The organism is Variovorax paradoxus B4 (genome assembly GCF_000463015.1).
In the GTDB taxonomy this organism is placed as follows: Bacteria; Pseudomonadota; Gammaproteobacteria; order Burkholderiales; family Burkholderiaceae_C; genus Variovorax; species Variovorax paradoxus_E.
Window position 1 is genome coordinate 862,130 of sequence record NC_022247.1, and the last position, 26,395, is coordinate 888,524.

Sequence of the window (26,395 nt, forward strand, 5' to 3'; positions counted from 1 at the left end):
GCCGTCAGTCGGAGCAGGGGCGCGGTGCGAAGTTCCGTCGGTCAGGCAGCCCAGCCCAGCACCACGCGGCGGCTGTTGGCGCTCTTCTTCTCGATCTTGGTGACCACCACCGCGCCGATCTCGGCGGTGTTCGCAACATGCGTGCCGCCGCAGGGCTGGAAGTCGATCTGCGCGTCGCCCTCGCCGCCGATGCGGATGGTGCGCACCGTGCCCGAGCCGCGCGGCGGCTGCACGCTCATGCTTTTCACCAGCGCCGGATTGGCGTCGAGCTCCTCGTCGGTGATGGCGCCCACGGTCAGCGGATGCGCGGCACCCACCAGCCGCGCGAGGCCCGCCGTCAGGGCTTCCTTGTCGAGCGGATCGGTCATGTGGAAGTCGATGCGTGCATAGTCGGGCGTGATCGAGCAGCCGTTCACCGGCACGGGCACCAGGTGGCAGAGCAGATGGCTCGCGGTGTGGAAGCGCATCAGCCGGTGGCGGCGCTCCCAGTCGAGGCGCGCGGTCACGGCGCTGCCGGGTTCCAGCGCTGCAAGCAGTTCGGCCTGCCCGGGCGCCGGCACATGGACGAATTCATGGGTGGGCTGGCCTTCCTCGTTCTTCGCCTTGCGGGTGTCGGCGATGACCACTTCGCGGCCGTCGGCCAGCGCCAGCACGCCGGCGTCGCCGGCCTGGCCGCCCCCCAGGGGATAGAACACGGTGCGGTCCAGCACGATGCCGGTATCGTCGATGCGCAGGATGCGGGCTTCGCAGGTGCGCAGGTAGGCGTCGGCGCGGAACAGGTCGTCGGTCATGCGGCCGATGGTAGCGGCGATGCGTGAATGGGGTGCGCCCACGCCAAAAAGCGCCCATGGCCGACAGCCCGTGCCGCAGCCGTCCCCATGATTTGGCGGAGAAACGCGGCCCTTCTCATGCCGCAGCAACCAAGGAGCGCGAATGAAGGTACCGAGCATCGCCATGTCTTCGCAGGCCTCCATGGCCACGGTGATTGCGGCGCTGGCGCTGGCCGGCTGCGGCGAAACCGCCAAGCTGGCGCCCGAGGCCACCACCGGACCGCGTCCGCAGCTGGTCGAACCCAACAAGACGCTGATTCCCACCGTCAACGTGGCAACGGCGATTGGCTGGACCGATGCTGCTGCCCCCAGGGCCGCCGACGGCTTGCGCGTGAACGCGCTGGCGCGCGGGCTGGACCATCCGCGCTGGGTCTACACGCTGCCCAACGGCGACGTGCTGGTGGCCGAAAGCAACAAGCCGCCCAAGCTCGAAGGCAGCAGCGACGGCGGCAGCGGCCCGATGGGCAAGATCCGCAACTGGGTCATGGGCAAGGTCATGGGCCGCGCCGGGGCGGGCGTGCCGAGCCCCAACCGCATCACGCTGCTGCGCGATGCCGACGGAGATGGCGCGGCCGAGGTGCGGCAGGTGTTCCTGTCGAACCTGAGCTCGCCGTTCGGCATGGCGCTGGTGGGCAGCGAGCTGTTCATCGCCAACGCCGACGCGCTCGTCAAGGTGCCCTACACCGAGGGCCAGACCTCGGTCAGCGCAACGCCCACGGTGGTCACGCCGCTGCCCGCGGGCATCAACCACCACTGGACCAAGAACGTGGTCGCCAATGCCGAAGGCACCAGGCTCTACGTCACGGTCGGCTCCAACAGCAACATCGGCGAAAACGGGCTGGCCGCCGAAGAGGGCCGTGCCGCCATCTGGGAGGTGGATGCGAAGAGCGGCGAGAAGCGCCTGTTCGCGAGCGGGCTGCGCAACCCCAACGGACTGGCCTGGGAGCCCGAGACCAAGGCGCTGTGGACCGTGGTCAACGAGCGCGACGAAATCGGCAGCGACCTGGTGCCCGACTACCTCACATCGGTGAAAGACGGCGCCTTCTACGGCTGGCCCTGGAGCTACTACGGCGGCCATGTGGATGCGCGCGTCACGCCGCAGAAGCCCGACCTGGTGGCCAAGGCCATCGCGCCCGACTACGCGCTCGGCTCGCACGTCGCGCCCCTGGGGCTGGTCTTCTCGGACGGGCGCGGCATGCCCGCCGAGTTCGCGACCGGCGCCTTCATCGGCGAGCACGGCTCCTGGAACCGCAAGCCGAAGTCCGGCTACAAGGTGGTGTTCGTGCCGTTCATCGGCGGCAAGCCGAGCGGACCGCCGATCGACGTGCTGACCGGCTTCCTCACGGCCGACGAAAAGGCGCAGGGCCGGCCCGTGGGCGTGGCGCTCGACAAGAACGGCGCGCTGCTGGTGGCCGACGACGTGGGCAACGTGGTCTGGCGCGTCTCGCGGGCGAAGCCGCAGTAGGCGTTTCGCCTCTGTCTCTAGCGCTGCAGACGGCCGATTCGAAAGAGCCGGTGCCGGCGCAGCGCGTGCCCCTCCGGCACGGCCGGGTGATCGAAGGCGCCGTCCACGTCCTCACGCATGCCGAGGCGTTCCATCACCGCCGCCGAGCGAAGATTGCCGAGCGCCGTGAACGCCACGATCTCGTCGAATCCGAGCCGCTCGAAACCCGCCTGCAAGGCAGCGCGCGCGGCCTCGCTCGCGAGCCCCTGGCCCCACCATTTGCGTGCGAAGCGCCAGCCGATCTCGATGCAGGGCGAAAAGGGCAACGCGGCCAGCGGCACGTTCAGGCCCGTGAAGCCGGCGAACTCGCCCGATTCCCTGTGCTCGACGGCCCAGAAGCCCCAGCCCTGTTCGGCGATGCGGGCCCTGATGCGTGCGGCGAGCGCATCGCTATCGGCCCGCGTGGGCACCGGCAGCAGAAACTCCATGACCTGCGGATCGGCCGCAAGCGCGGCAAATGGCGCGAGATCGCTCCCCTGCCACTGGCGCAGCCGGAGGCGCGGGGTTTCGAATTCGATCGGGGGCTGGATGCTGTCGGCCATGCAGCCGATTGTGCTCAGAACCCCGCGAGCACCACCTTGCCCTGCGCCTTGCCGCTCTCGATCAGCGCATGCGCCTTCCTGAGGTTGGCGGCATTGATGGCGCCGAAGCTCGCATTGGCGGTCGTGCGGATGCGGCCCGCATCGACCAGCGCCGCCACCTCGGCCAGCAGCGCGCCCTGCTCGGCGACGTCCGGCGTTTCGAAGCGCGAGCGCGCGAACATCATTTCCCAGTGCAGCGAGATGCACTTGGTCTTGAGCGGCATCGCGTCGAGCGCCGGCAGGTCGTCGATCACCGCGAGCTGGCCCTGGGGCTTCAGGCTTTCGATGATCTGCGCGTAGTGCTGGCCGGTCTGCGTGAGGCTCGCGACCATGTCGACCTCGCCGATGCCCGCGGCCTTGAGTTCGGCCGCGAGCGGCTTCGAGTGGTCGATGACCGCGTGGGCGCCGAGTGCCAGGCACCACGCCCGCGTCTCGGCCCGCGAGGCCGTGGCCACCACGCGCAATTGCGTGAGCTGGCGCGCGAGCTGGATCAGGATCGACCCCACGCCGCCGGCCCCGCCGGTGACCAGCAGCGTCTGGCCCGCGCCGCCGTTCTTCGGCACCTGGAGGCGGTCGAACAGCAGCTCGTAGGCGGTGATGGTGGTCAGCGGCAGCGCGGCGGCTTGCGCATCGTCGAGGCTCCTGGGCGCGAGGGCCACGATGCGCTCGTCCACCGCATGCAGTTCGGCGTTGGCGCCGGGCCGCACGATCGAGCCGGCGTAGTAGACGCGGTCGCCGAGCTTGAAGTTCTTCACCCCGGCGCCGATGGCCTCGACCGTGCCCGCGGCGTCCCAGCCCAGCACCTTGGGCTGGCCGGCTTCGGGCGCAATGTTCTTGCGCACCTTGGTGTCGACCGGATTGACCGAGATGGCCTTCACGCGCACCAGCAGGTCGCGCGGGCCGGCCACGGGGGCGGGCAATTCGATGTCCTGCAGCGACTCGGGGTTGTCGATGGGGAGGGGCTGGTAGTAGCCGATGGCTTTCATGGTGGGGAACCTTTCCTTGTTTCCTGAACGATGGCTCGACTGTAGGATGGCAATTCAGAATTGATAAGACCGCATAAACGAGCAACACTTTCAAATGAAGATTGAAAATCTGTCGGACCTGCAGGTGCTGGTGCAGACCGCCCGCGGCGGCACGCTCACGGCGGCCGCCCATGCGCTGGGCATGACGCCGGCTGCCGCCAGCGCCACGCTCAAGCGGCTGGAAACGCAGCTCGGCGCCCGGCTGTTCGAGCGCTCGACCCGCGCCATGCGCCTGACGTCGCAGGGCCAGACGCTGCTCGACTACGCGGTGCGCGCCTTCGAGCTGCTGGACGAGGGCGAGTCGCTGGTCACGGCCGATCGCGGCGAGCTGGTCGGCACCTTGCGCGTGGCCGCCCCGTCGGATCTCACGCGCAGCACGCTGCTGCCCTGGTTCGACGAATTCCTTGAACTGCACCCGGGTGTGCAGCTGTCGCTGTCCGTCGGCGACCGGCTGCTCGACGTGACGCGCGACGAGGTCGACGTGGCATTGCGCTACGGCGCGCTGGCCGATTCGCGGCTGGTGGCGCGGCCGTTCGCGCTGACCAATCCGCTGCTCACCGCATCGCCCGCCTACCTGCGCCGCCACGCCGCGCCGAAGACGCCGCAGGACCTGGTGCACCACAACTGCCTCACCTTTGATCGCGGCGGGCGCCGCCATCGCACATGGCGCTTCGCGCAGAACGGGCAGTGGACCGAAGTGCGCGTGAAGGGCGACCGCAGCGTGGACGACGCTTCGCTCGCGCGCGAGTGGGCGGTGGCCGGCCGCGGCATCACGTTGAAGTCCGCGCTCGACGTGCGCAACGACATCAGCACCGGCCGACTGGTGCGGCTGCTGCCCGATTGGGACACCGAGCCCTACCCGCTGCACGCCCTGCTGCCGAGCGGACGCTTCGTGCCCGCGCGCGTGCGGGCGCTGGTGGATTTCCTGGCGCTGAAGTTCGAGGCGCTGACGGCCGGGTAGGCCCTAGATCATCGGCGTGACCGCGCCGTCCATCGCGACGATGGCGCCCGTCACGTAGCTCGCCTTCGGCGAGGCCAGGAACACGACCGTGTTGGCAATCTCCTGCGGCGTGGCGATGCGCCCGAGCGGCAGGCGGGCTGTGGCGCGCTGCAGCGCCTCGTCGCTGCCGATGCCCTGCAGCTTCGCGTCCGCCTTCATGCCTTCCTGCAGCCGCTCGGTCAGCGTGAGGCCGGGGTTCACCGCGTTCACGCGCACGCCCTTGGCCGCATAGGCAGCGGCCATGCCGGCGCTCACCAGCATCAGCGCCGCGTTGGCTGCACCGCCGGCCATGTGCACCGGGCTGGCGACCTTGCCGCCCTGGCCGATCACGTTGACGATCGCGCCGCGGCCGCGCTGGCCCATGCGCTTGACCACCGGATCGATCATGTGGATGTAGGTGAAGTACTTGGCGTCCATCGCGTCGTGCCAGGCGGCGGCATCCAGCTCGTCGGGCGGCGTGCGGCGCGCGGCGCCGGCCGAATTCACCAGCACGTCGACCGGGCCGAAGGCCTGCTCGGCTGCATCGAGCGCGGCCACGGCGCTGGCCGGGTCCTTGAGGTCGGCCGCATGCACCGAGACCCGGCCCTCGGCCTGTGCGAACGCTTCGGCCAGCGTCTTGCGGCCCCGCTCCAGGTTCTGCAGGTCGCGCGACACGAGGCTCACGCGCGCGCCCTCCTGCAGGAAGCCGAGCGCGCAGGCCAGGCCGATGCCCTTGCTGCCGCCGGTGATGAGAACGTGCTGGTCCTGGAGCTGGAGATCCATTGAAGAGTCCTTGAAGGGTTGCTGCGAATCGGAGCGATTGAATCACCGACGCGAAATCCCTGCAGGGACGCGGCCGTACCGGTCAGCGTGCGGCGGCCGCCGTTCGCAGCGCGGGCTCCGGCAGGCCGCATGCCGCGTCCTCGGCATGGCGCAGCTGCCCGTCGCGGTCATGGTGCACCAGCAATTGGCGGGCGCGCTGCCAGGCGGACAGGCGTGCCGGCGGCACGGCGATGTAGGAGGCCAGCGCGAACAGCGACGACTGCTCCTGGTCCGGCGGTGCCTCGCGCAGGTGCTGCAGCCGGCGGAACGGCGCCATCAGCAGCATCGAGACCAGGATCACGCCGATCACGGTGGCATAGAGGCCGAGCAGGTGCAGCACCTCGGGCTGCGAGCGCGCGCCAAGCACATAGGGCCATGCGTACCAGATCGCGCAGAACCAGATCGCCACGGTGACGGCCGGGCGCAGCACGCGCAGCCACAGGTACATGGCCAGCGTGCGCTGCGGCGAGCGGCCGCTGCCGAAGGCGCGCAGCGAAATGCGCGCGGCGTCGATGATCGGCTCTTCCCCCGCGGGCTGGCCCCAGGAGCGGCGCCGCACCGGCGGCAGGGTGTGGGATTCAGGGTGGTGGTGCATCGGAAACTCCTCGGTCGGGGCTCGTCCACACCGCACGCTTGCCGCGGCGGCGCATCAGGGCTTTGGGAAGGGCGATGACGGTGGCCGCCATCGTGATGGTCCAGAAAGCGATCGGGTACCAGATCGTTCCGGCGAAATAGCGCAGCAGGTCGCGGTCGTAGCGGCGATCGATCCACAGGCTCAGCAGCATCTGCAGGATGCAGGTCATGGCAAGCAGCGTGCCCTGCCAGTGCGGCAGCAGCGCCGAATGCCACGCCGACGCGGCGGGCAGGAACGGCCGCAGAAAGCCGATCACCAGCACGAGCGCCATCGCATAGGCCCACACCACGCTGACCATGTACTCGGCATAGACCAGCCACATGCGCCACTGCCGCGGCCGCAGGATGCGCGGGGTGTAGCGCAGCATCGTCTGGATGCCGCCGACGGCCCAGCGCAGGCGCTGCTTCCAGAGGCCGCGCAAGGTCTCGGGCATGAGGATCCAGCACAGCGCGCGCGGCTCGAAGCGCAGCTGCCAGCCGCCGAGCTGGAGCTTCCAGCTCATGTCGATGTCCTCGGTGAGCACGTCGGGGCTCCAGAAGCCCACGTCGATCACGGCGCGGCGGCGGAACATCGCGATCACGCCCGACACCGTGAACAGCGTGCCCACCAGCTGCTGCGAGCGCTTGATGAGCCCGATGATCGAGGAAAACTCGCCCACCTGCATGCGCCCGAGCAGCGTGGTGCGGGTGCGGATGCGCGGATTGCCGGTCACGGCGCCGATGCGTTCGGACTCCAGCATCGGATTCAGCATCCAGGCAATGGCGTTGGCGTCCACCAGCGCATCGCCGTCGATGCCCAGGATGTACTCGCCGCGCGCGAGCTGGCAGGCGGTGTTCAGGCCCACGGCCTTGCCCTGGTTGCTGGCGTTGTGGATCACGCGCAGCCGGCTGTATTCCTGCGTCATCGCGTCGAGCAGCTCGCCCGTGCCGTCGGTGCTGCCGTCGTTGACCGCGATCACCTCGAAGTTCGGATAGCGCGTGCGCATCAGCTGCTCGATGACCTCGCGCAGGTGGGGCGCTTCGTTGAAGCAGGGCACCACCACCGTCACCAGGGGCTGCGACGCAAGCACTTGCAGCGGATCGATCTCGACATCGCGCTGGCGCTCGAACACCCAGGCATGCGACAGCCCGCCCGCCATCCAGACGTACGCCATGAAGAAGGGGTAGTAGAAGACGAAGCCGAACAGCAGCGGCGGCAGCGCTTCGGACAGGGCGTGGAGGGTGGTCATGGCGAGCGGCCTTCTGCCGCGGATGTCGCGGCCGACGTTGGCGCTGGCGCGGGCAGCGCGCGCGGCAGCAGCGCGCGCACCGAGATCGCGCGGCGCACCACCTCGAGCGAGGGCTGGCTGGCCAGGAAATCGTCGGGGTAGTAGCCCAGGTGCCGCACGCCCATGCGGTGCAGCAGCGCCCACTGGCGCGCAAGTTCCTCGTCGGGCACGGGCCGGCCCGTGCGCCAGTCGCGCGCCTGCAGTTCGAAGACGGTGCCGTCCAGGCCGCGCGGCGTGTCAGCCGCGCGGCGCGCAAGGCGTGCGAGCCAGGCCTGCGCATCGGCTTCGCGCTCCATGCGCGGCATCGCCATCAGCGCCACGTAGTCGTAGGCCGCGAGCGAGGCTTCGTAGTTCTGCGCAAACCATTGCTCTGCCGCGGGTTCGAGCACCGGCCGCGCATAGAGATTGCGCGCGGTTTCCAGCCCGGGCCGCCACGCGCCTGCGCGCGCGGCGAGCTCCCGGGTGAATTCCGTCAGGTAGCGCGTCTTGGCACCGGTCCAGCGCGCCATCAGGGCCGGGTCGGCGCGGATGGCGGCCACGTCGGCCGGCAAGCCCCAGCGGCCGTATTCGGCGAGCGCGGGCGGGCTTGCGTCTTCGTCGTCCGAGAGCATCGCGTCGTCGTGGAACAGCAGGCCCTCGAAGAAGGCATGGCGCCCGAGGTCTTCATAGATGCCGCCGATCAGCGCGCGCACTTCGGGGTCGAAGGGCGACAGCCGGTGGTAGCGGTCCGCGGGTGTGCCGCCGTCCATGGTGCGCACCGTATGCGCCGCGAGCGGGTTCGACGCCGGCAGGCGAAAGGCCATGACCGGCATCCATGCATAGACCTTCACGCCGGTGCGGCTGCGCAATTGCCAGGCCACGCGGCTGAAGAGGTCGGCGCGCATCGGCAGCTGGCGGTTCGGGAAATAGAGCGCATCGGCCACGCCGTCGCCATCGGGGTCGGCATAGGCCTGCAGGAACACGGCGCGGGGCCGGATGGCCGCGACGCGGTCGAGGAGGGCCGAGAGGTTGCGCTCCTGCTGTGCCGGATCGGGGTCGTAGACATAGTCCAGGTCGACGTGCATCACGCGGTTGACCGGCCGCAGCTCGCCGCCCGCGGGGCTGCTCAGCAGCCGGGCGTACTCGGGGGCCTCGTTGTCGTAGGCCACCAGCGCGCGGCGAATCCGCGAGAGCGGCACCGAGGCCGCGTTCGGCCCGTCGTCGAGCGTGAAGGTGACGGGCATCCCCGCGCGCTCGGCAGCCTTCAATGCTGCGCTGTTGTAGGCCCCGTAGGGCCACACCATCGCGCGCACCTTGGCGCCGGTGCGGGCCTCGATGATGCTGCGGCTGCGGCGCAGGTCGGATTCGATGCGCTGCGCGTAGGCGGCGTCGTCCTCGTAGCGGCCCGTGGCCGGGTCGTAGCGGTGCGTTGCGGCGGACGGCAGCATGTTGCCTTGCGGATTGGCCTGCACGCCGTTGTGCATCGCATGGCTGTGGCTCGCCAGCTCGACCAGGCCGGAGCGCGCCATTTCGGCGGCCTCGCTCCAGCGCAGGAAGTCGTCGCGCGGCGCGGGCTTGTCGCCGTACGGAACGCTTGCGCCCTCCGGCACGTCGAGCCAGCTCGTCACCAGCGCCAGCAGCGCGGGATAGCCGAAGCGCTTGAGCAGCGGAAAGACCTTGGTGTAGGCGCTGCGGTAGCCGTCGTCGAAGGTCAGCAGCACGGGCTTCGGGGGCAGCGGCTGGCCGCCGGCGCGCGCATCGATCGCCTGCTGCAGGCTGATGGGGTGGTAGCGGTTGTGCCGCAGCCAGGCGAACACCTCGGCCAGCGTGCGCTCGTCGATGGCGGTGCCGTCGGGCGAACTCTCGAAGCTCGCGCGCACGTTGCTGCGCACGTCGTGGAAGGAGAGCACGCGAAAGCTCACGCCGTCGTCGGGGTCGGCGGGCGGCAGCGGCTGCGCCGCGCCGGGAAGCGCGAGAGACAGCAGCAGCCAGGCCATGGTGGCGCGCAGGAGGATGAACAGGTCGGTTCGCATCAGGGCAGGGGCATCGAAAGATTCAGGAAGACGCTGCGCTGCCGTTCGCGCACGCCGTCGTAGGGATGGCCGGAAATGCCCAGCCCGTAGCGCAGGGTCAGCTTCGGGCCCAGGTTCCACCTGTGTTCGTAGCGCACGCTCCACAGCGGGCCGGTTCCGAAACCGGCCTGGCGATAGCTGCCGCCACCGATCTCGATGGCCTGGAAGAACTGCCTGTCGTCGCTTTTCCAGTTGAGCCATTGCGCGCGCACGGTGAGCTGGGCGCTGGCATCGCGGGGCGGGCTGAAGTACGCAACCTCCTGCTGCCGGCCGCGGCTGGTGCCGGCGCCGAGCCGCGTCTCGAGCTGGAAGCGCGGCGTGCTGACCCAGCGTTCGCGCCAGCTGAAGTCGAGGCCGTTGCGCAGGTTGCCGTCGCTGAAGTCGAGCCGCTGCCATTGCAGCTCGAAGCGGCGCGCCTCGCTGACCACGCGGCTCAGGGCCAGGCCGGTCTCGCGCGCGCCGATGCCTGCGATGCGTGCCTTCCAGGGCAGATCCTTGCTGTCGCCGTCGAAGGTGGCCGAGAGCCGCCATGCGTCCCCGGCGCGGTAGTCGATGCGCCCGGCCGCGCTGGTGCGATAGGGGCCGGTGTTCGAGTGCTGCAGAGCACCCTCGGCCAGCCAGCGGCCGCGCTGCCAGGCAAGGCCGATGCCGCCGCGCGCCCAGTTTCCATTGCCGTCCGAGGTGTCTGCGCGGCCCAGCACCTGGTCGTAGAAGACGCGCCATTGGTCGTCCATCAGGCCCGAGCTGAGGCGGCTCGCAAGGCGCCATTCGCGATTGGCGATGGCGGCGCCACCGGAAGCTGCCTCGGCGTCGAGGTCGAGCCGCGGGCCGGTGACTGCGCGCCGCTTGCGGCCCAGGTCGCGCACCTGGGCGGTGTCGGGCGCGTCGGCCTCGAGCGATTCGGCGCGGCGGCGGGCCTCGCGGAATTCGCCCGCGTCGAGCAGCGCCTCGACGTGGCCGGCGCGTGCGCCGATGTCATACGGGTGGTCGGCGGCCAGCGCTTCGTAGCGCGCGAGCGCCGCTTCGGGGCGATCGCGCAGCCGTTCGGCCAGGCCCGCGCCGGCCGCAAACTCGGCGTTGAGAGGCGCTTCGCCCGTGAGCAGGGCGAAGCGCTGCTGCGCGAGCGCATGCCGGTCGCCATAGAGCAGCAGCATGGCGCGCATGCCGTTCGCTTCGGTGTACTCGCCGTTCGGCAGGCCCGCTTCGGGCGCGAGGCGCAGCGTGGCGGGCGTGGCGCCTTCGATGCGCGCGAGCAGCGCATCGGCTTCCTCGAAGCGGCCGGTATCGAGATAGGCGTAGGCCAGCCCCTGGTAGATCGGGTCGGCCGCCGCCAGTGCCGGGCCGCTGCCGGCCACGGCCGCCTCGAACAGCGGCACGGCATCGACCGAGCGGCGTTCCTGCGCGAAGGCACGGGCTGCGGCGCCGAGCGCATAGGGCGGCAGCGCCGATCCGTCGGCGTGCAGTGCCTCGTACAGCGCGATGGCGTCGGCGGGAAGGCCGCGCTCGACAAGCGCCAGCAGCCGGTCGGACTGCAGCCGCAGGCGAGCGGAGCGCCAGGCATCGGCATCGGCCGGGTTGGCGTGCAGTGCCGATGCGTCGAGCCGGGCCAGCGCGATCTCCTGCTGCGCCAGCACCTTGTCGAGCGCGGCCACGCGCGCCGCGCCGATGCGCTCGTCGCGCTCCAGCACCGCCCAGCGCAGTTGCTGCGCGAGCGCCTGCTGCTGCAGCGTGGACAAGGCCAGCGCCGTGAAGGTGCCGGGATTCGCGCGTTCCGCCGCTTCGGCCTCCTCGAAAGCCGCGGATGCGGCGCCGCTCGACGCGAGCAGCAGTTCATCTTCGCGCAGCGCATCGCGCGACGCCGGCAGGCGCGCCCGCCAGACGGCGATGGCCTCGCCCTGCAGCGTGAGGTCCTGCGTGCGGCGCGCCGCCAGGGCCAGCGGGCCGAGCGCGTAGTCGTGCAAGCCGGCGGGCGGCCCTTGGCGGCCCAGGGCCGCGGCTTCGGCGAACTGGCCGTCTGCGGCCGCGATCGCCACGGCGTCGGAGACGACGCGCTGCCGCTCGGCATGGCCCAGCGCCGTTGCGAGCCATGCCCTCAGCTGCTGCAGTGCTTGCGGCGGCGGGATGCGGTTCGCGCGATACGCGCCGATGAGCGCGTCGTGCCGTTGTGGAGCGTAGGAGGAGGCTGCGGTGCGATCGGCCGCCGCGGGCGACGCAATGGCAACCGGATCCGCAAGTGCAGCGGAGGCGCCGAATGCCAGCAGGCAGACGATCGGAGGCAGGCTCCGCACAGCCTGTGCGAGGTATCGAGGCAACGGGTCGGCCGGCGCCGAACTGCGTCCAGCCACGACCGTGCCTCCATCGTTCTTGTGGATTGACACTCTGCTCCCTTTGATTGCGCTCCCTGCACGGCGAAACGCCATTCAGGGCAGAACTTCTCGAAGCCACGAAAGCTGTATTGAAAAGTTCCTAAAAAGTGACTCTATGGGAGTTTGTTAACAAATGACCGACAAACGGCGAAAGATGTGGCCGGAGCGTGAACTGAGTCGCACATCGATGGGCATGAAGGCATCCACGTGCGCATCGCGCGGCCATCTGGGCGCCGGCGGCGCGTCAGCCTAAGATCGCAAGATGCACGCACAACCGGCCTCCTTGCCCCGCTTCTGGTCCCAGCTCACCACGCGCGATTTCGCGGCGCTCGATGCGGCCGCCACGGTCGCGGTGCTGCCCCTCGGCGCCACCGAACAGCACGGGCCCCATCTGCCGCTGGGCGTGGACACGGTGCTGGCCGACGGCATCGTGGCCGCCTCGCTGCCGCTGCTGCCGGCCGCACTGCCGGTGCTGTTCCTGCCGACGCAGCAGATCGGCCTGAGCCCCGAGCACGCGCGCTTCGCGGGCACGCTCACGCTGTCGGCCGAGACCGTGATCCGCATGTGGAAGGAAATTGGCGCCGGCGTGGCGCATGCCGGCGTGAAGAAGCTGGTGCTGTTCAACGCGCACGGCGGCCACGTGGGCGCGATGGACATCGTGGCGCGCGAGCTGCGCGCGGCGCACGGCCTCATCGTCTACAGCGTGAGCTGGTTCAACCTGCCGCTGGGCGATGCGGGCGCGCAGTTCGGCGCCGGCGAGCACCGCTTCGGCGTGCATGCGGGCGAGATCGAAACCTCGATGATGCTGGCGCTTGCGCCGCAGCAGGTGCGCATGGGCGAGGCGAAGAATTTCCGCTCCACCTCCGAGCAGCGCGCGGCCGACTACGCGATTCTCGGCAACGGCAGGAGCGCCAAGCTCGGCTGGGCCATGGAGGACTACAACGCGCAGGGCGCGGCCGGCAACGCAGCCGCCGCGACGGCGCCGCGCGGCCAGGCGGTCGTCGATGCCGCCGCGCAGCAGCTTGCGCTGTTGCTGGCCGAGGTGTCGCGCCTGCCGCTGGACACGGCCAATACGCAGCCGCTTCCCTGACGCCTCACGCGATTATCTGTGCGTGGGAAAGACGGGATGCGGACTCTTCCTCCCGTGCGTGCGCGCTGATCGGCACAGGATTCACGCTCAGGGACGGGGTTCGCCTGTCAGGCTGAGCTGGCGTCTGCAACGCAGATCCGTCATGCGGACCGCCTGTGGCGCGGCATCGATCGAACGCTCTGTCGCTTCGATTGCGCCCCATTGGTTTCGGGCGAGAACGATCCCGTACTTCTGCGGCCATTGCTTGCCGATGGTGCGCTCGATGCAACGCTGAACGTCGAGGTAGCGCTCGGCCATCCTCGCCGCCTCCATCGGCTCCGCCCATGCCGAAGAGGCGCACCAAGCGAAAAGGGCAAGGGAAATCAGAGGAGTCGGTCGAATGGGCATTGAAATTCGGTGCTGCGGGCAGGCGCGGTAGTTGAGCCAGATCCCTTCGAGCGGAGCCGAACCTTGCGCGTCGCGCACCTACTCGCAGCGAAACACCGCCTCGGCCTCCGGCTTGTGGCTGAAGAGGGTGAGGCCATTGGAGGTCACTTCGACGATGCGGGCGTGCTTGCTCTGCGCCCCGCACTGCCGGGACGCTTCGAGGATGGCGCGGGTTCTCAGATCGATTGCCGACTCGCCGATCACCTGGACAGAGCGGATCTCCGAGGATTGCCCCTGCGCCTTGCCGGCGATCAGCCCGCTTCCCGCGCAGGCGGCCAGCGCGAGAAGCGGGCTCAGGGCAAAAAGTCGATTCATGTTCTGGTGCCTGCATCGCGTGTCTGAACAATCCGCCATCTTGAGCAATCCGGCTGGTACTTTCAACCGGGGAGATCACCACCTTGACGGGACACGGACGTACCGCTTCGCGCCGTTGCCGTACCGAGAGCCATTCCCTAGATCGTTCGTGATAGATCGTCGTACAGATGGTCAGATTTGCGAGTCGTCCCTATCCTTGTCTGCCGTGTCGACTCTCGGCCTTGATTGCCAGGTGCCTGCCTTCCTCCCGTGGGTCGGATCTTCGCGGTGCGGCAAGAAACATATCGCTCGACATGAGCGGGTAGCGCACTTTCAGTGCGGGCGCTGCAGATGATCACCTCCGTGCCAAGGACCTCCCATGAAATCGCATCTCTGCTTCTCATCCGCCCGGTGGCGAATTGGAAGCGTGGCGCTCGCAGCCGCGCTTGCCAGTTGCAGCACGATCGAGACTTGGATGCCATTCGACGCTCCTGTTGCGACACCTGCGGCCGCCCACTCAACGCCGCCGCCGCCTCCGTTGCCGCCGCCTGCGAGCACACCCTCCGCGGGGGGAGTGCCCGGGCAATCGCCTCCCGCCCCCTCTGCCGCGGCTGCCTCATCGCCGGCGAGTGGCAATATTGCCGGCCGAGCGCGTACGTTCTCGACTCGACTCGCCACATACACATCGGTAGGTTTCGACTTGGTCCCCGGGTGGCGGCAGGATGACTTTTCCGAAAGCTGGCCGGCGTTCCTGGGCAGCTGCAAGGTGTTGACGGGGCGTGGCGCCGAATGGCGGCAGGTGTGTGATCGCGCGAGAAGCGTGGGCCGCAACAATGACGTGGCGATACGCAACTTCTTCGAGCGCGAGTTCTCCGCCTATCAGATTCGGGACGACGACCGACGCCCCGATGGCGTGGTCACCGGCTATTTTGAACCCGAGATCGCCGGCAGCAGACAATATGAGCCGCCCAACATCTATCCGGTGTATGCGCAACCGCAGGACATGCTTTTTGCAGATGCACGCAAGCTGCCTGCGGGCAACGGCGTTGTGGCCGCACGCGTGAAGGGCCGCAACGTGGCCGTTCAAGGCGGATTGAGCACGCGGGACATGGGGGCGCCAGGCCTGTATGCACTCGACCTGTCGAGCATCACGCGAGACACCCTGGATCGCAAGGTTCGCCTTCGCATCGAGGGGAATCGACTCCTGCCCTATTTCACCCGTGAAGAGATCGAGACCAAAGGCGCGCCGAACGCCAAGGTGCTCGCGTTCGTGAGCAGCGCGACAGCGCTCTACGAGATGCAGATCCAGGGGTCCGGACGCATCCGCCTGAACAACGGGGAAGTGATCCGCGTCGCGTACGCGGAGCAGAACGGACAGCCGTTCAGGCCCAGTCTGGCGCAATCGGCATCCGGCAGGGCCCGCAGTCCGGTCAAGGTGCGCGGCTCGTCAATCGAGCTCGAGTTGGACGATGGCGATGAGGACGATGGCGTGGATGGCGATACCGACGTATCCGTGATCCGCACGCGTGGCTTCACGCTTGCCCTTCCCAAGACCAGCGGCGCGGTGATGGTGCCGGGACGGCGCAACGCCGGCAAGGCGACCGGCTCCGGAATCAAGGATCCAAGCTATGTTTTCTTCAAGGAGGCCGGTGCCATGGCGGGCGGTCCGGTTGGTGCGTTCGGCGTGCCGCTGTCGGCGGGGCGATCGATCGCGGTCGATCCACGCAGCACGCCTCTGGGCTACCCCGTCTTCGTCTCGACGCGTGCGCCAGGGAGCGGCGCACCGATGCGGCGTCTGACGATTGCGCAGGATACAGGCGGCGCGATTCGTGGTGCTGTCCGGGCAGACTACTTCTTCGGAAACGGCCAACAGGCCGCGACCCAGGCGCGCCGCATGAAAGAGCGCGGCCAGCTGTGGATATTGCTGCCGCGCGGCCTGGCGGTGGCCGCTGCCGCCAGCTCCACCATCCGCACCCGGGGAGGGGCCGTGGGAGCCGACCTGCCCGAATGCCTCGTGCCCGCAGAAGACAGTTGCGTCAACGACTGACAAGGCTTGCGCGAGTGGCAGCGTAGGGGAACCTGTCCATGTGGAGTCAAGGAATGCGATCCGTTGTCGAGGGCTTCCCGGGACGGCATTACTCGCTGAGGCGCACGTAGGTTTGAAGCAGGGCGGTCTTGTGAACCACGCCAAGGAGCTCGGGATCATTCACGCTTCGCACGACGGGGAGGCGTTCACCCTGATGCTCGATGAAGCGCTGCAGCGCAGCTCCAAGGTTCATGTCCTGGGTGATGGGAGGAATCTCGCGGCTGAGAAAATCGCTGGCGCATCGGCCGTGGCCGGACGCCGTGCCTTTGACCGTCATGGCGGCGGTCAGCTGCCGCAGCGGTACGACGCCTTGATAGCGATTCTGCGCATCCACCACATAAAGGTACTTGACCGGGTGCTTCAAGAAAAGTGCGCTCATCTGCTGCAGGTCGGCCGTTTCGGGCACCACGGTCTCCGTCGGTTGCACCAGGCTCAGCATGTCGGACGCGCGAAGCCGCTCGCGCTCGATCTGCCGGAGATGCCGGTGTTCGGTGATCTCGTACATCGAGCCGGACCGGGTCGACCGCACGATGAAGTACGCCACCACGCTGGCGGCCATCAGCGGCAGCATGACCTGATAGCTCAGGGTCATCTCGAAGATCATGAGGATCGCCATGAGTGGAGCCTGCGTGGCGCCGGCCAGGAAGGCGCCCATGCCGACGATGCCATACGCAAAAGGGGCGGCGGTCGCCTGCGGCCAAAGCTGATGGATGCCCTGGCCGAAAAGCGTGCCCAGCATGCAGCCGAAGAACAGGGCCGGTGTGAAGACGCCTCCGACCGCCCCGGACCCCACGGTGGCCAGCGTGGCCACCGACTTCGCGGCGACGATCATCAGCAGCAGGGCCCACGGCCAATCGGTGTGCAGCACGGAATTGACGACGCTGTATCCATTGCCCCAGACCTCGGGAAACCTCCACGAGATCAACCCCACCACCAGGCCTCCCAGCGCGAGGCGCAGCGGCAAGGGGAGCGAGGTGCGCTGAAAGAGATTGCGGGCCTGCCGCAGTCCTCGCAGGAACATGGCGCCCGCGGCGCCCAGCAATACCCCCAGCAGGACGAAGAGCACGACCTCCGCGCCGGTCACGGTCGGAAAGGTCGGCATGGCGTACGGTGGCTCGTAGCCGGGCAGGGCCCGCATCGCGATGTTGGCGACGACCGCGGCAATCAGTATCGGGCCCAGGCTCTCCATGGCGATCGAGCCGAGAACGATCTCCGCCACGAAGAATGCGCCTGCGATCGGCGCGTTGTAGGCGGCCGTGAGTCCCGCTGCGGCGCCGCAGGCCACCAGCACGCGCAGGCGCTCCACCGGAAAGCGCAGCCGCCGGCCGAGCAATGACGCACACAGTGCCGCCAGCTGAACCATCGAGCCCTCGCGGCCGATGGAACCACCGCTGGCGATGCTGACCAGCGAGGAGGCGCTGCGCGCCATGGTCTGTGCCACCGGGATCCGCCCGTCCCCGAGCACGATCGCTTCCATGTAGTCGGATTTCGTCTCCGGCTTGCCGAGCCGGCGAGCCAGCACCAGGAGCGCGCCGGCGACCAGCCCTCCCGCCGCAGGCACTGCCACCCGCGCCCACGCTGGAAGACTCTGCGCCAGGGCCACCAGGCCTCCGCCCTGGCCCAGCACGGCGAGGTCGAGCCAGCGCAGCAGCAGCCGGAAGGCTTCGGTCGCTGCGGTGCCGAGCAGCCCGGCCACGACGGCCCAGGCCAGCATCGACTGCCATTCGGAGATGCGAAGGAAGCGTTTCAGTCGGGCGCGCTGAACAAGGAATCGGGAGGCGGACCAACTCATGCCGCAGGATTATCCGGCCGCGGCCGTCGAACTTGCGCTCCTACCTGCGTTCCGTCAGCGCCACGCGTACCGCCAGGGCCGCCAGCACGCTGCCCATGACGTAGCGCTGCGCGCGCAGCCAGCCGGCGCTTTGCGAGAGCACGGCCGTGATGCTCGCGGCGCCGAGGATCACCACGGTGTTGACCGCGGCGCTGCTGGCCATTTGCGCGACGCCCAGCTGCACGCTCTGCAGCAGCACCGAACCGCGCTCCGGATGGATGAACTGCGGAAAGAACGAGAGGTAGAACATCGCGACCTTCGGGTTCAGCAGGTTGGTGAGAAAACCCATGCGAAACAGCTTGCCCGGCGGATCGGCCGGCAGCACGCGCGCCTCGAAGGGCGCATTGCCGCCGGGCTTGACCGCCTGCCATGCGAGCCACAGCAGGTAGGCTGCGCCGGCAAGCCGGATGGCGTCGAACGCGACGGGCACGGCCAGCAGCAGCGCGGTGAGGCCGAGCGCGGCTGCGAACAGGTGGGCCAGGAAAGCCATCATCACGCCACCGAGCGAGACCAGCCCGGCGCGCCGGCCCTGGATGAGCGTGCGCGACACGCAATAGATCATGTTCGGCCCCGGCGTGAGCGCCAGCAGCAGCGAGGCGAGTGCGAACCAGGCGATTTCAGTCAAGCTCAGCATGTCAGAGTCCTTCGGATTGAAGCGTGACGGGGCCACGGGGGGTGTCGAGTTCGGCCACGAGATTGGGCGCGCCGGGCTGCACCGCCATGCCGGCCATGCCGATGGCCGACAGCGCCACGGCCAGGTCGGCCGCGCGTGGATGCGTGGCCTGCAGCGAGCGCATCGCCAGCCCCGAGGCCGGCATGGCGTCGGTGGGATGCACGGGGCCCCACTGGATCAGCGTGGGCAGCGCGCCGTAGAAGAGGCGCTGGCCATCGTCGCGCACCGTGATCTGCCATTCGAGCCGGCCGGCGGGCGTGTCGCGCGAGGCTTCGAGCAGATGGCCGCGGTCGATGTGCGCGTGCTCCTCGTGCGCGAGCGCCTGCAGCGCGGCGCGCGCATCGGGCACGCGCGCAACGAAGTGCACCAGCCGCGGTCCGCGTTGTGCGAGCCCCGCCTGCAGCACGGGGTCGTCGAGGTCGAACCAGCGGCGCGTGCCGGGGCGCGATGGCTGCTTGCCGGGCTCGATCGCGATGATTTCCAGGTAGGCCTGGGGAAAGGCCGCGCTCGCGATGTTCAGCAGCCGGTTGTGCGTGCCCATCAGCGGATGCGAACCGCCGGGGCCCGGCGTGACGCCCAGCGTGGCCTCGCACCACGCCACGCCCTCGGCCAGCGAGGCGGCGGCGACTACCAGATGGTCGAGTTGCGCGCGCATGGTGCCTTGCCCTACAGCGTGACCTGGCCGTCGATGCAGGTCACGGCATCGCCGCCGACCCACACCTTGCCCTCGCCGTCGCGCTCGATGTACACGCGACCGGCACGGCCGAGGCACTGGCCCTGCGCAGCCACGTAGCGCGCGGGCATGTGGCCGTCGGCAATCAGCCATTCGGCGAGGCTGGCGTTGAGGCTGCCGGTGACCGGGTCTTCTTCCACGCCGATGGGCGCGGCGAAAGCGCGCACCTCGAGGTCGATCTTCGGGCCGTCGTCTTCTTCGATTGCAACGGCCTTGCCGCCGAAGGCGCGCGCCTCGCGGTTCGAGCGGCCGATCAGCATCGACGAGCCCTCTGCCGCAGGCACGCCCGCCACGCCGGCCTTCACGCCCAGTTCCTTGAGCATGCGGTGGTCGGGCACGAGCCGGAGCACGGTGTCCGCATCGCTGAGCAGCAGGCCGAACCAGACCGGGCCGTTGTCGAGCACCTGGGCTGCGACGACCTGCTGCGCCTTCAGGCCCAGCGCACCCGCCACCTTGGCCAGCAGCGTGGGGCTGGGCGCGCTGCGCTTGAGCGGCGGGGCCGAGAAAGCCAGGCGCTCGCCTTCATGGCGCAGCGGCACCAGGCCGGCCGCGCACTGTTGCACGATCCGGCCCGCCGCCTTGGGCTTGCCGCCGGCCTGCAGCCAGGCGTGGCAGCTGCCGATGGTGGGATGGCCGGCAAAGGGCAGTTCGCCGCCGGGCGTGAAGATGCGCACGCGGTAGTCGGCCGAGGGCTGCGTCGGGGGCAGCAGGAAGGTGGTTTCCGAAAGATTGGTCCACTGCGCGAAGCGCTGCATCTCGGCGTCGTCGAGGCCGCCGCCGTCGAGCACCACGGCGAGCGGATTGCCGAGGTAGGGCGTGGCGGTGAAGACGTCGACTTGTTTGAACGGGCGGGGTTTCATGCTTTTCATTCGAGCGGGAGATCGAGCACGCCGCGCGTGCCCGGACGGGAGATCAGTTCACCGTACCAGCGTTCGAGGTTCGGCCAGCTGGGGCGCTGGTATTCGGCCGGCGGCAGGCCGAACCAGCGGTGCGCTTCGCAGCCGATGGGAATGTCGGCCATGGTGAAGCGGTCGCCGGCCATGAAGGGCTGCCGGGCCAGGTGCGCGTCGAGCATCGCGAACAGCGCCTCGCTCGTATGGACGGAGGCCGCGATCAGGGCGGGTTCGCGCTCGGCCGGCAGCGTGCGCACCCATTGCACGAAGGCATCGCGGCTCGCCCGGTTGAGCGTGGTCTGCTGCCAGTCCATCCAGCGTTCGGCATCGAAGCGCGCGGGCAGCTCGCTCGGGTAGAACTTGCCGTGCGAATGCCTGGCGCAGAGATAGCGCACGATCACGTTCGATTCCCAGAGCGTGACGCGATCGCTGCCTTCGCCGTCGTCGATGGTGGGCACCATCGCGTTCGGGTTGAGTGCCAGGTACTCGGGCGTCTGCACCACGCCGAACCGGCCGCCGGCCTCGGTGCGTTGAAAGTCGAGCCCGAGTTCCTGCGCGCACCAGACGACTTTGCGCACGTTGATCGAACTGATGCGGCCCCAGATATTGAGCATGGTGTTCAGCTTCCTTGGACAGGTGTGGCGGACAGGGCGGATGGCACGGCGGGACGGTCGAGCAGCAGCAGGCGGATCGCCAGGCCGACCATCACCAGGGCCAGCAGGCCGCGCTGGAACTTTTCAGCCCCCGGACGGCGCTGCAGCCAGCGGCCGACCTGCCCGCTGCAGGCGCCGAGCAGCGTGTTGAACGCGAGCGCGGCTGCCGACAGCATGACGCCGAGCTGCACCAGTTGCAAGGGCACGCTGCCGCGCGCCGGCTCGACGAACTGCGGCAGGAACACCATGAAGAACAGCAGCGCCTTCGGATTGACGAGGTTGTTCAGGAAGGCCATGCGCACGATGCGCGCGAAGGCGGACGGCTGCGCACGCGCGCCCGTGGGGAGGCCGCCGCTGCTGCGGAGGGCCTGCACCGCGAGCCACAGCAGGTACAGCGCGCCCGCGTAGCGCAGCAGGTCGAACGAGGGCGGCCAGGCCGCCACCAGCGCCGTGACGCCGGTGGCGGCGAAGAGCGTGTGCACCAGGTCGGCCGACGAGATGCCGAGCGCCGCCGCGAAGCCGCCGCGCGGGCCGTGGGCCACGCCGTGCGAGAGCACGAAGGCCATGTTCGGCCCCGGCGACAGGAACAGCGCGAGAACGGCCAGCAGGAAGAGCGCGAGCGTGGCGAGGCTGATCATGAGGCGTCCTGCGGCGCTTCCTTCAGGCAGCGTCGGCCGTGGCTGCGGGAACCGAGGGGAGATAGGGCGCGATGTTGCGCAGGGCGCGCGCCACGTAGTCTTCCTTCTCGCCCACCGGCGCAACGTAGTGCAGCGCGCTCTTCGCGGCCTCGATGCCTTCGCTGCGCGCGATGAGCCAGGCCGCGAGGTAGGGCGCCGACAGGCAGCCGCCGGCCGTCGCCACGTTGCCCTTGGCGAAGAAGGGCTGGTTGAGCACCTCGATGCCGGCCTCCTGCACCCAGGGCTTGGTCGTGAGGTCGGTGCAGGCCGGCACCGCGCCCAGGAGGCCCAGCTTGGCGAGCAGCAGCGTGCCCGAGCACTGCGCGCCGATCAGCTGCCGCTTCGCATCGAGGCGGCGCAGCGCGCCCATGATGGCCGGATCGGCCGCGATCTCGCGGGTGCGGATGCCGCTGCCGACGAGCACCGCGCCGGCCTCGGCGGCCGCCTCGAGCGTGGAGCTCGCATGCACGGTGACGCCGTTCATCGAGGTGACCGTGGCGCTGGGCGCGGCCAGCGTCACGCGCCAGCCCGGCTTCTTGATGCGGTTGAGCACCCCGAGCGCGATCAGCGAATCGAGTTCGTTGAATCCGTCGAAAGTCAGGATGGCGATGTGCATCGTGGTCTGCCTCGTGTTGCGGCTCAGACGGGTTCGGGCGCGAGCCTGCGTTCGCCCAGCAGCGCCAGTTCCTCGCGCAGCGTCAGGGCCAGCGCGGCGATGGCGGTGTCGATTTCCTCGACGCTGGCCGTCACGAACGACAGCCGCAGCGTGCGCGGATCGCCCTGGTCCGCATAGAAGGGCGCGCCCGGCACGAAGGCCACGTTGCGCTCCACCGCCTTGGGCAAGAGCGCCACCGTGTCGATGCCCTCGGGCAGGCGCGCCCACAGGAACATGCCGCCCTTGGGCGCGTTGAACTTCACGTCCAGCCCGGCCATCTCGCGCGTGAGCGCAGCCATCATCGCGTCGCGCTGGCGCTTGTAGAGCGCGCGGATGGTCGGCACGTGGCGCTCGAGGAAGTTGTCCTTCATCACGGCCGAGACCATGCGCTGCGTGAAGATCGGCGTGTGCAGGTCGACCGCCTGCTTGGCCTGCAGCAGCTTCGGAAAGATGGCCTTCGGCGCAACCAGGAAGCCCAGGCGCAGGCCCGGTGCGAGCACCTTCGAGAACGAACCCAGGTAGATGCAGCCTTCGGGGTTGCGCGCGGTCAGCGGCAGCGGCGGGGCTTCGTCGAACCACAGTTCGCCGTAGGGGTTGTCCTCGACGATCGGCAGGCCGGCGGCGGCCGCGGCGGCCGACACCGCCGCGCGCCGCGCCTCGGTCATGGTGCGGCCGGTGGGGTTCTGGAAATTGGGCAGCAGGTAGACGAAGCGCGCGGCGTCTTCCGAAGCGCGCCCGCCGGTCGCGCGTGCCTTGGCCACCAGGTCTTCGACGATCACGCCTTCGTCGTCGCTCGCCACGCTCACCGGGTTCGGCTCCATCGGGCCGAAGGCCTGCAGCGCGCCCAGGTAGGTGGGCGTTTCGACCAGCACCTTGCTGCCCGGATCGATGAGCACCTTGGCCACCAGGTCGAGGCCCTGCTGCGAGCCGGTGGTGATGAGCACCTGCGCGGGATCGACGTTCCACGGCAGCATGTCGGCCACGGCCTGGCGCAGCGGCGCATAGCCTTCGCTCGCGGCGTATTGCAGCGCCGCCTGGCCGTCGTTGTGCAGCACCTCGGCGCAGGCGTCGGCAAAGGCCTGGATCGGGAAGGTCTTGGGCGAGGGCAGGCCGCCGGCCAGGCTGATGATGCCGGGGCGCTCGGTGACCTTGAGGATTTCACGCAGCACCGACGGATTCATCTTGGCGGCGCGGGCAGCGAGTTTCCAGTTCATGGGGTCTTCTTTCAGTCGGGTGAGGTGAGATCAGGATTGTTCGGCATGCGCTGCACGCGGCGAAACGGCAAGAACGGGCTGCGGCTGCGAAAGGCGCTTGCCGAGCACCACCGTGCAGACCACGGCCATGGCAAAGCCCAGCGTGACCACGTCGAGCGGTTCGCCCAGCAGCGGAATGGATGCAAGGATAGAGAGAAAGGGCTGCAGCAGCTGGGTCTGGCTCACGCGCAGCGCGCCGCCGAGGGCCAGGCCGCGGTACCAGGCGAAGAAGCCGATCCACATCGAGAACACGCCGACATAGACGAAGCCCAGCCAGGCCGACGTGCCGATGGGCTCCGTGGGCCACATGGCCAGCGTGGCGGGCAGCGTCACGGGCAGCGCCATCACGCAGACCCAGCAGATCACCCGCTCCGCGCCGAGCGACGGCGTGACCTGCGCGCCGTAGATGTAGCCGAACGATGCCGCGACCACCGCGCCGACCAGCAGCAGGTCGGCCCATTCGAAGCCGAAACCATGGCCGCCCTGGCTCGCGCGCAGCACCGAGAACAGCACCACCAGCAGGCTGCCCGCAATGGCGCAGAGCCAGAAGCCGAGCCGCGCGCGCTGGTGCAGCACCCAGGCCGCGACTGCCGCGGTCACGAGCGGCAACAGCGCCGTCACCACCGCCGCGTGGCTGGCCGTGACCACGCGCAAGGCGTAGCCCAGCAGCAGCGGATAGCCGATCACGTTGCCGAGCACCGCCATGCCAAGGGGCTTCCACTGGTGCGGCGCGGGCCGCGGCGAACGCGTGGCGAGCAGGAAGACCGTGGAGAGAATGCCCGCCAGCGCGGCGCGTCCGAGCGTGACGAACCAGGGCGACAGCTGCGGCGCGCCCTGCGTGCCGGTGGCCAGCCGCGTCATCGGCAAGGTGACCGCGAACAGCGCCACGCCGATCACGCCGAGCCACATGCCCAGCGTCTCGTCCTTGATGTTGAGCCTGTTGCTCATACGCCCAGCATCCACCAGGCCGTGAGCACCAGCACCAGCCCCATCGCACGGTTGAACCACAACAGCCGCCGGCCCTTGGAGAGCCATTCGCGCAGCAGCGCGCCGGCCAGTGCATAGGTGAAGTTGCTGACGAAGGCGTAGGCCAGCATCACCGGCGCGACGATGGCGAAGCGCCCGAGCGCATCGGGCTGCCCCGCGATCCAGCCGGCCACCAGCGTGAGCGCGAGCAGCCAGGCCTTGATGTTGACGAACTGCAGCATCACGCCCTGGCCGAAGCCGATGTCGAGGCTGGCGCCGTCTGCACGGCCGAGCGTGCCGCTGCCGCTCAGCTTGTAGGCCAGCCACAAGAGGTAGCCCACGCCCAGCGCCTTGATGCCCAGGCGCAGCGAAGGCACCGCCACCACCAGGGCGCCGATGCCGGCCGCGCACAGCACCAGCAGCAGCGTCCAGCCCACCGGCACGGCCACCACGAAGCGCATCGCGCGCGGCAGGCCGCCGTTGGCCGCCAGGGCGGTGGAAAGCGTGGTGTTGGGACCGGGCGAGAAACTCATCGCCGTGGCCAGCACCAGCAGCGCGGTGAATTCTTGCCAGTTCATTGCATACACTCTAAACTTTCACACCATTACAGTTCCAATACAGTTGATCGAACATATTCGAAAACTGTATTGGTCTTTCTTTCGACACAGAAGCCCGGCGCAGATGCTGACACGAACCTCCACCCAGTCGCTCACGGGGCAATTGGCCGACCGGCTGGCGGAACGCATCCGCACCCGGCTGCTGCCGCCCGGTGCGCGCCTGCCCTCGGTGCGCGAATGCGCGCGCCAGCAGGGCGTGAGCCCCTACACGGTGGTGGCGGCCTACGACCAGCTGCTGGCGCAGGGCCTGGTCGAGGCGCGCCGGCAGCGCGGCTTCTACGTGCGCGATTCGGCCCCGGCGCAGGAGGGCCGCCCGCCCAACGCGGCGCCCATGGTCATCCAGATGATGGCCTCGCGCGTGCCGGCCGATGCGAGCTCGCTCATCCGCAGCATGTTCCACCGGCCCAGCGACAAGCCGCAGCCGGGCATGGGGGTGTTTCCGCCCGAATGGATGTCGTCCACCTTCATGCCGACGGCGGTGCGCCGCATGACCAGTACAGCCGCGCTGCAGGAGCTGTCGCTCCAGTACGGCGAACCCTCGGGCGACGCGGCGCTGCGCCGCAGCCTGTCGAACAAGCTGGTGGGCATCAACGTGCCCGCCGCGCCCGACCAGATCGTGACCACGGTGGGCGCCACGCATGCGCTCGACATCGTGAGCCGCACGCTGCTGCGCGCGGGCGATCCGGTGATGGTCGAGGAGCCCGGCTGGGCGCTGGAGTTTGCGCGGCTCGAGGCGCTGGGCATGCGCATCCTGCCGGTGCCGCGCCGCGCCGACGGGCCCGACCTGGAGGTGATGGCGCAGTACTGCCAGCTGCACAGCCCCAAGCTCTTCGTGAGCGTGAGCGTGCTGCACAACCCGACCGGCTACAGCCTCACGCCCGGCAGCGCGCACCGCGTGCTCAAGCTGGCCAACGAGCACGACTTCCACATCGTCGAGGACGACACCTACAGTCACCTCGCGCCCGAGCACGCCACGCGGCTCAGCGCGCTCGACGGGCTGCAGCGCACCATCTACGTCAGCGGGTTCGCCAAGATCCTGGCGCCCAACTGGCGCATCGGGTTCCTGGCCGCCTCGCCGGAACTGAAGGAGCGGCTGCTCGAAACCAAGCTGCTGGCCACGCTCACCACGCCCACCCTGTTCGAACGGGCGCTTTCGTGGTGCATCGACCAGGGCCAGCTGCGGCGGCATGCCGAGCGCGTGCGCATCCGGCTCGACGGCGCGCGCGGCCGCGCGGTGAAGCTCGCCATGGCGCACGGCTGCACCTTCGCGTCGGAACCGGCGGGCCTGTTCGGCTGGGTCGACACCGGCGTCGACACCGACGCGCTCACCCAGCGCATGCTCGACCAGGGCTACCTGCTCGCGCCGGGCTCGCTGTTCCATGCGAGGCGGCCGCCGAGCACGATGATGCGGATCAATTTCGCGACCTCGCAGGACGCGGCGTTCTGGAAGGTGTTCAGCAAGGTGCGCGCGGAACTTTGACGGGGCAAC

At 69.3% G+C, this 26,395-nt stretch carries 25 protein-coding genes; 5 read left to right on the forward strand and 20 right to left on the reverse strand.

Annotated features, from left to right (window positions below):
* Positions 1 to 41: 41 nt before the first annotated feature.
* Complete coding sequence (locus tag VAPA_RS03880; RefSeq protein WP_021005459.1) at positions 42 to 791, reverse strand: alanyl-tRNA editing protein; 750 nt, start codon at positions 789 to 791, stop codon at positions 42 to 44.
* Between the two features lie 142 nt (positions 792 to 933).
* Between VAPA_RS03880 and VAPA_RS03885 the strand changes: the two genes are divergently transcribed.
* Entirely contained in the window at positions 934 to 2,295 is a 1,362-nt protein-coding gene (locus tag VAPA_RS03885) for a PQQ-dependent sugar dehydrogenase (protein WP_021005460.1), read from the forward strand.
* A gap of 17 nt (positions 2,296 to 2,312) precedes the next feature.
* Here VAPA_RS03885 and VAPA_RS03890 read toward each other — a convergent pair whose 3' ends face one another.
* Both VAPA_RS03890 and VAPA_RS03895 read right to left on the reverse strand, forming a co-directional pair.
* On the reverse strand, positions 2,313 to 2,876 hold the full coding sequence (locus tag VAPA_RS03890) for a GNAT family N-acetyltransferase (protein WP_021005461.1): 564 nt from the start codon (positions 2,874 to 2,876) through the stop codon (positions 2,313 to 2,315).
* Between the two features lie 14 nt (positions 2,877 to 2,890).
* Positions 2,891 to 3,901 (reverse strand): zinc-binding alcohol dehydrogenase family protein, encoded by a 1,011-nt coding sequence (locus tag VAPA_RS03895; protein ID WP_021005462.1) that lies wholly within the window; start codon positions 3,899 to 3,901, stop codon positions 2,891 to 2,893.
* A gap of 94 nt (positions 3,902 to 3,995) precedes the next feature.
* Between VAPA_RS03895 and VAPA_RS03900 the strand changes: the two genes are divergently transcribed.
* The gene (locus VAPA_RS03900) at positions 3,996 to 4,901 is read left to right on the forward strand and encodes a LysR family transcriptional regulator (RefSeq protein ID WP_021005463.1); all 906 of its coding nucleotides are present in this window, start codon (positions 3,996 to 3,998) and stop codon (positions 4,899 to 4,901) included.
* Positions 4,902 to 4,904: 3 nt separating this feature from the next.
* Here VAPA_RS03900 and VAPA_RS03905 read toward each other — a convergent pair whose 3' ends face one another.
* From VAPA_RS03905 to pgaA, 5 genes are all read right to left on the reverse strand, one after another.
* Positions 4,905 to 5,702, reverse strand: a complete 798-nt coding sequence (locus VAPA_RS03905) for an SDR family oxidoreductase (RefSeq protein WP_021005464.1) — start codon at positions 5,700 to 5,702, stop codon at positions 4,905 to 4,907.
* Positions 5,703 to 5,784: 82 nt separating this feature from the next.
* Positions 5,785 to 6,336, reverse strand: coding sequence for a PgaD family protein (locus tag VAPA_RS03910; RefSeq protein ID WP_021005465.1), 552 nt, complete (start codon positions 6,334 to 6,336; stop codon positions 5,785 to 5,787).
* Positions 6,320 to 7,603, reverse strand: coding sequence for a poly-beta-1,6-N-acetyl-D-glucosamine synthase (gene pgaC, locus VAPA_RS03915; RefSeq protein WP_021005466.1), 1,284 nt, complete (start codon positions 7,601 to 7,603; stop codon positions 6,320 to 6,322). Before pgaC ends, VAPA_RS03910 begins: the two co-directional genes overlap by 17 nt.
* Positions 7,600 to 9,654 (reverse strand): poly-beta-1,6-N-acetyl-D-glucosamine N-deacetylase PgaB, encoded by a 2,055-nt coding sequence (pgaB, locus tag VAPA_RS03920; protein WP_021005467.1) that lies wholly within the window; start codon positions 9,652 to 9,654, stop codon positions 7,600 to 7,602. The genes pgaC and pgaB overlap by 4 nt, the downstream gene beginning before the upstream one ends.
* Positions 9,654 to 12,038, reverse strand: coding sequence for a poly-beta-1,6 N-acetyl-D-glucosamine export porin PgaA (gene pgaA, locus VAPA_RS03925; protein ID WP_196232542.1), 2,385 nt, complete (start codon positions 12,036 to 12,038; stop codon positions 9,654 to 9,656). Before pgaA ends, pgaB begins: the two co-directional genes overlap by 1 nt.
* A 283-nt stretch (positions 12,039 to 12,321) precedes the next feature.
* Between pgaA and VAPA_RS03930 the strand changes: the two genes are divergently transcribed.
* Positions 12,322 to 13,149 (forward strand): creatininase family protein, encoded by an 828-nt coding sequence (locus VAPA_RS03930; protein ID WP_021005469.1) that lies wholly within the window; start codon positions 12,322 to 12,324, stop codon positions 13,147 to 13,149.
* Positions 13,150 to 13,236: 87 nt separating this feature from the next.
* Here the strand turns inward: VAPA_RS03930 and VAPA_RS03935 are convergent, their stop codons facing one another.
* On the reverse strand, positions 13,237 to 13,446 hold the full coding sequence (locus VAPA_RS03935) for a hypothetical protein (RefSeq protein ID WP_041946007.1): 210 nt from the start codon (positions 13,444 to 13,446) through the stop codon (positions 13,237 to 13,239).
* Between the two features lie 168 nt (positions 13,447 to 13,614).
* Complete coding sequence (locus VAPA_RS03940) at positions 13,615 to 13,890, reverse strand: hypothetical protein (protein WP_041946008.1); 276 nt, start codon at positions 13,888 to 13,890, stop codon at positions 13,615 to 13,617.
* 817 nt (positions 13,891 to 14,707) lie between these two features.
* Between VAPA_RS03940 and VAPA_RS03945 the strand changes: the two genes are divergently transcribed.
* Positions 14,708 to 15,916: an MltA domain-containing protein gene (locus tag VAPA_RS03945; protein ID WP_329604095.1), complete on the forward strand. Its 1,209-nt coding sequence runs from the start codon at positions 14,708 to 14,710 to the stop codon at positions 15,914 to 15,916.
* A gap of 88 nt (positions 15,917 to 16,004) precedes the next feature.
* On the opposite strand, the gene VAPA_RS03950 is transcribed toward VAPA_RS03945, so the two are convergent.
* Genes VAPA_RS03950 through VAPA_RS03995 form a run of 10 tightly spaced genes read right to left on the reverse strand, consistent with a single transcriptional unit; the run spans position 16,005 to position 24,867 of the window.
* Entirely contained in the window at positions 16,005 to 17,747 is a 1,743-nt protein-coding gene (locus VAPA_RS03950) for a ClcB-like voltage-gated chloride channel protein (RefSeq protein ID WP_021005473.1), read from the reverse strand.
* A gap of 40 nt (positions 17,748 to 17,787) precedes the next feature.
* Entirely contained in the window at positions 17,788 to 18,420 is a 633-nt protein-coding gene (locus tag VAPA_RS03955; RefSeq protein WP_021005474.1) for a LysE family translocator, read from the reverse strand.
* Position 18,421: 1 nt separating this feature from the next.
* Positions 18,422 to 19,114: a VOC family protein gene (locus VAPA_RS03960; protein ID WP_021005475.1), complete on the reverse strand. Its 693-nt coding sequence runs from the start codon at positions 19,112 to 19,114 to the stop codon at positions 18,422 to 18,424.
* 11 nt (positions 19,115 to 19,125) lie between these two features.
* The gene (locus VAPA_RS03965) at positions 19,126 to 20,052 is read right to left on the reverse strand and encodes a PhzF family phenazine biosynthesis protein (protein ID WP_021005476.1); all 927 of its coding nucleotides are present in this window, start codon (positions 20,050 to 20,052) and stop codon (positions 19,126 to 19,128) included.
* A gap of 5 nt (positions 20,053 to 20,057) precedes the next feature.
* Positions 20,058 to 20,699, reverse strand: a complete 642-nt coding sequence (locus tag VAPA_RS03970) for a glutathione S-transferase family protein (RefSeq protein ID WP_021005477.1) — start codon at positions 20,697 to 20,699, stop codon at positions 20,058 to 20,060.
* A gap of 5 nt (positions 20,700 to 20,704) precedes the next feature.
* A complete protein-coding gene (locus VAPA_RS03975; RefSeq protein ID WP_021005478.1) occupies positions 20,705 to 21,376 on the reverse strand; it encodes a LysE family translocator in 672 nt (223 codons plus the stop codon).
* A gap of 22 nt (positions 21,377 to 21,398) precedes the next feature.
* Positions 21,399 to 22,031 (reverse strand): DJ-1/PfpI family protein, encoded by a 633-nt coding sequence (locus VAPA_RS03980; protein ID WP_021005479.1) that lies wholly within the window; start codon positions 22,029 to 22,031, stop codon positions 21,399 to 21,401.
* 23 nt (positions 22,032 to 22,054) lie between these two features.
* Positions 22,055 to 23,284 (reverse strand): aminotransferase-like domain-containing protein, encoded by a 1,230-nt coding sequence (locus VAPA_RS03985; protein WP_021005480.1) that lies wholly within the window; start codon positions 23,282 to 23,284, stop codon positions 22,055 to 22,057.
* A 30-nt stretch (positions 23,285 to 23,314) separates the two neighbouring features.
* On the reverse strand, positions 23,315 to 24,271 hold the full coding sequence (locus VAPA_RS03990) for a DMT family transporter (protein ID WP_021005481.1): 957 nt from the start codon (positions 24,269 to 24,271) through the stop codon (positions 23,315 to 23,317).
* On the reverse strand, positions 24,268 to 24,867 hold the full coding sequence (locus VAPA_RS03995) for a LysE family translocator (RefSeq protein WP_021005482.1): 600 nt from the start codon (positions 24,865 to 24,867) through the stop codon (positions 24,268 to 24,270). The genes VAPA_RS03990 and VAPA_RS03995 overlap by 4 nt, the downstream gene beginning before the upstream one ends.
* Positions 24,868 to 24,970: 103 nt before the next feature.
* On the opposite strand from VAPA_RS03995, the gene VAPA_RS04000 reads away from it, so the two are divergent.
* Complete coding sequence (locus VAPA_RS04000; protein WP_021005483.1) at positions 24,971 to 26,386, forward strand: aminotransferase-like domain-containing protein; 1,416 nt, start codon at positions 24,971 to 24,973, stop codon at positions 26,384 to 26,386.
* Positions 26,387 to 26,395 lie beyond the last annotated feature (9 nt).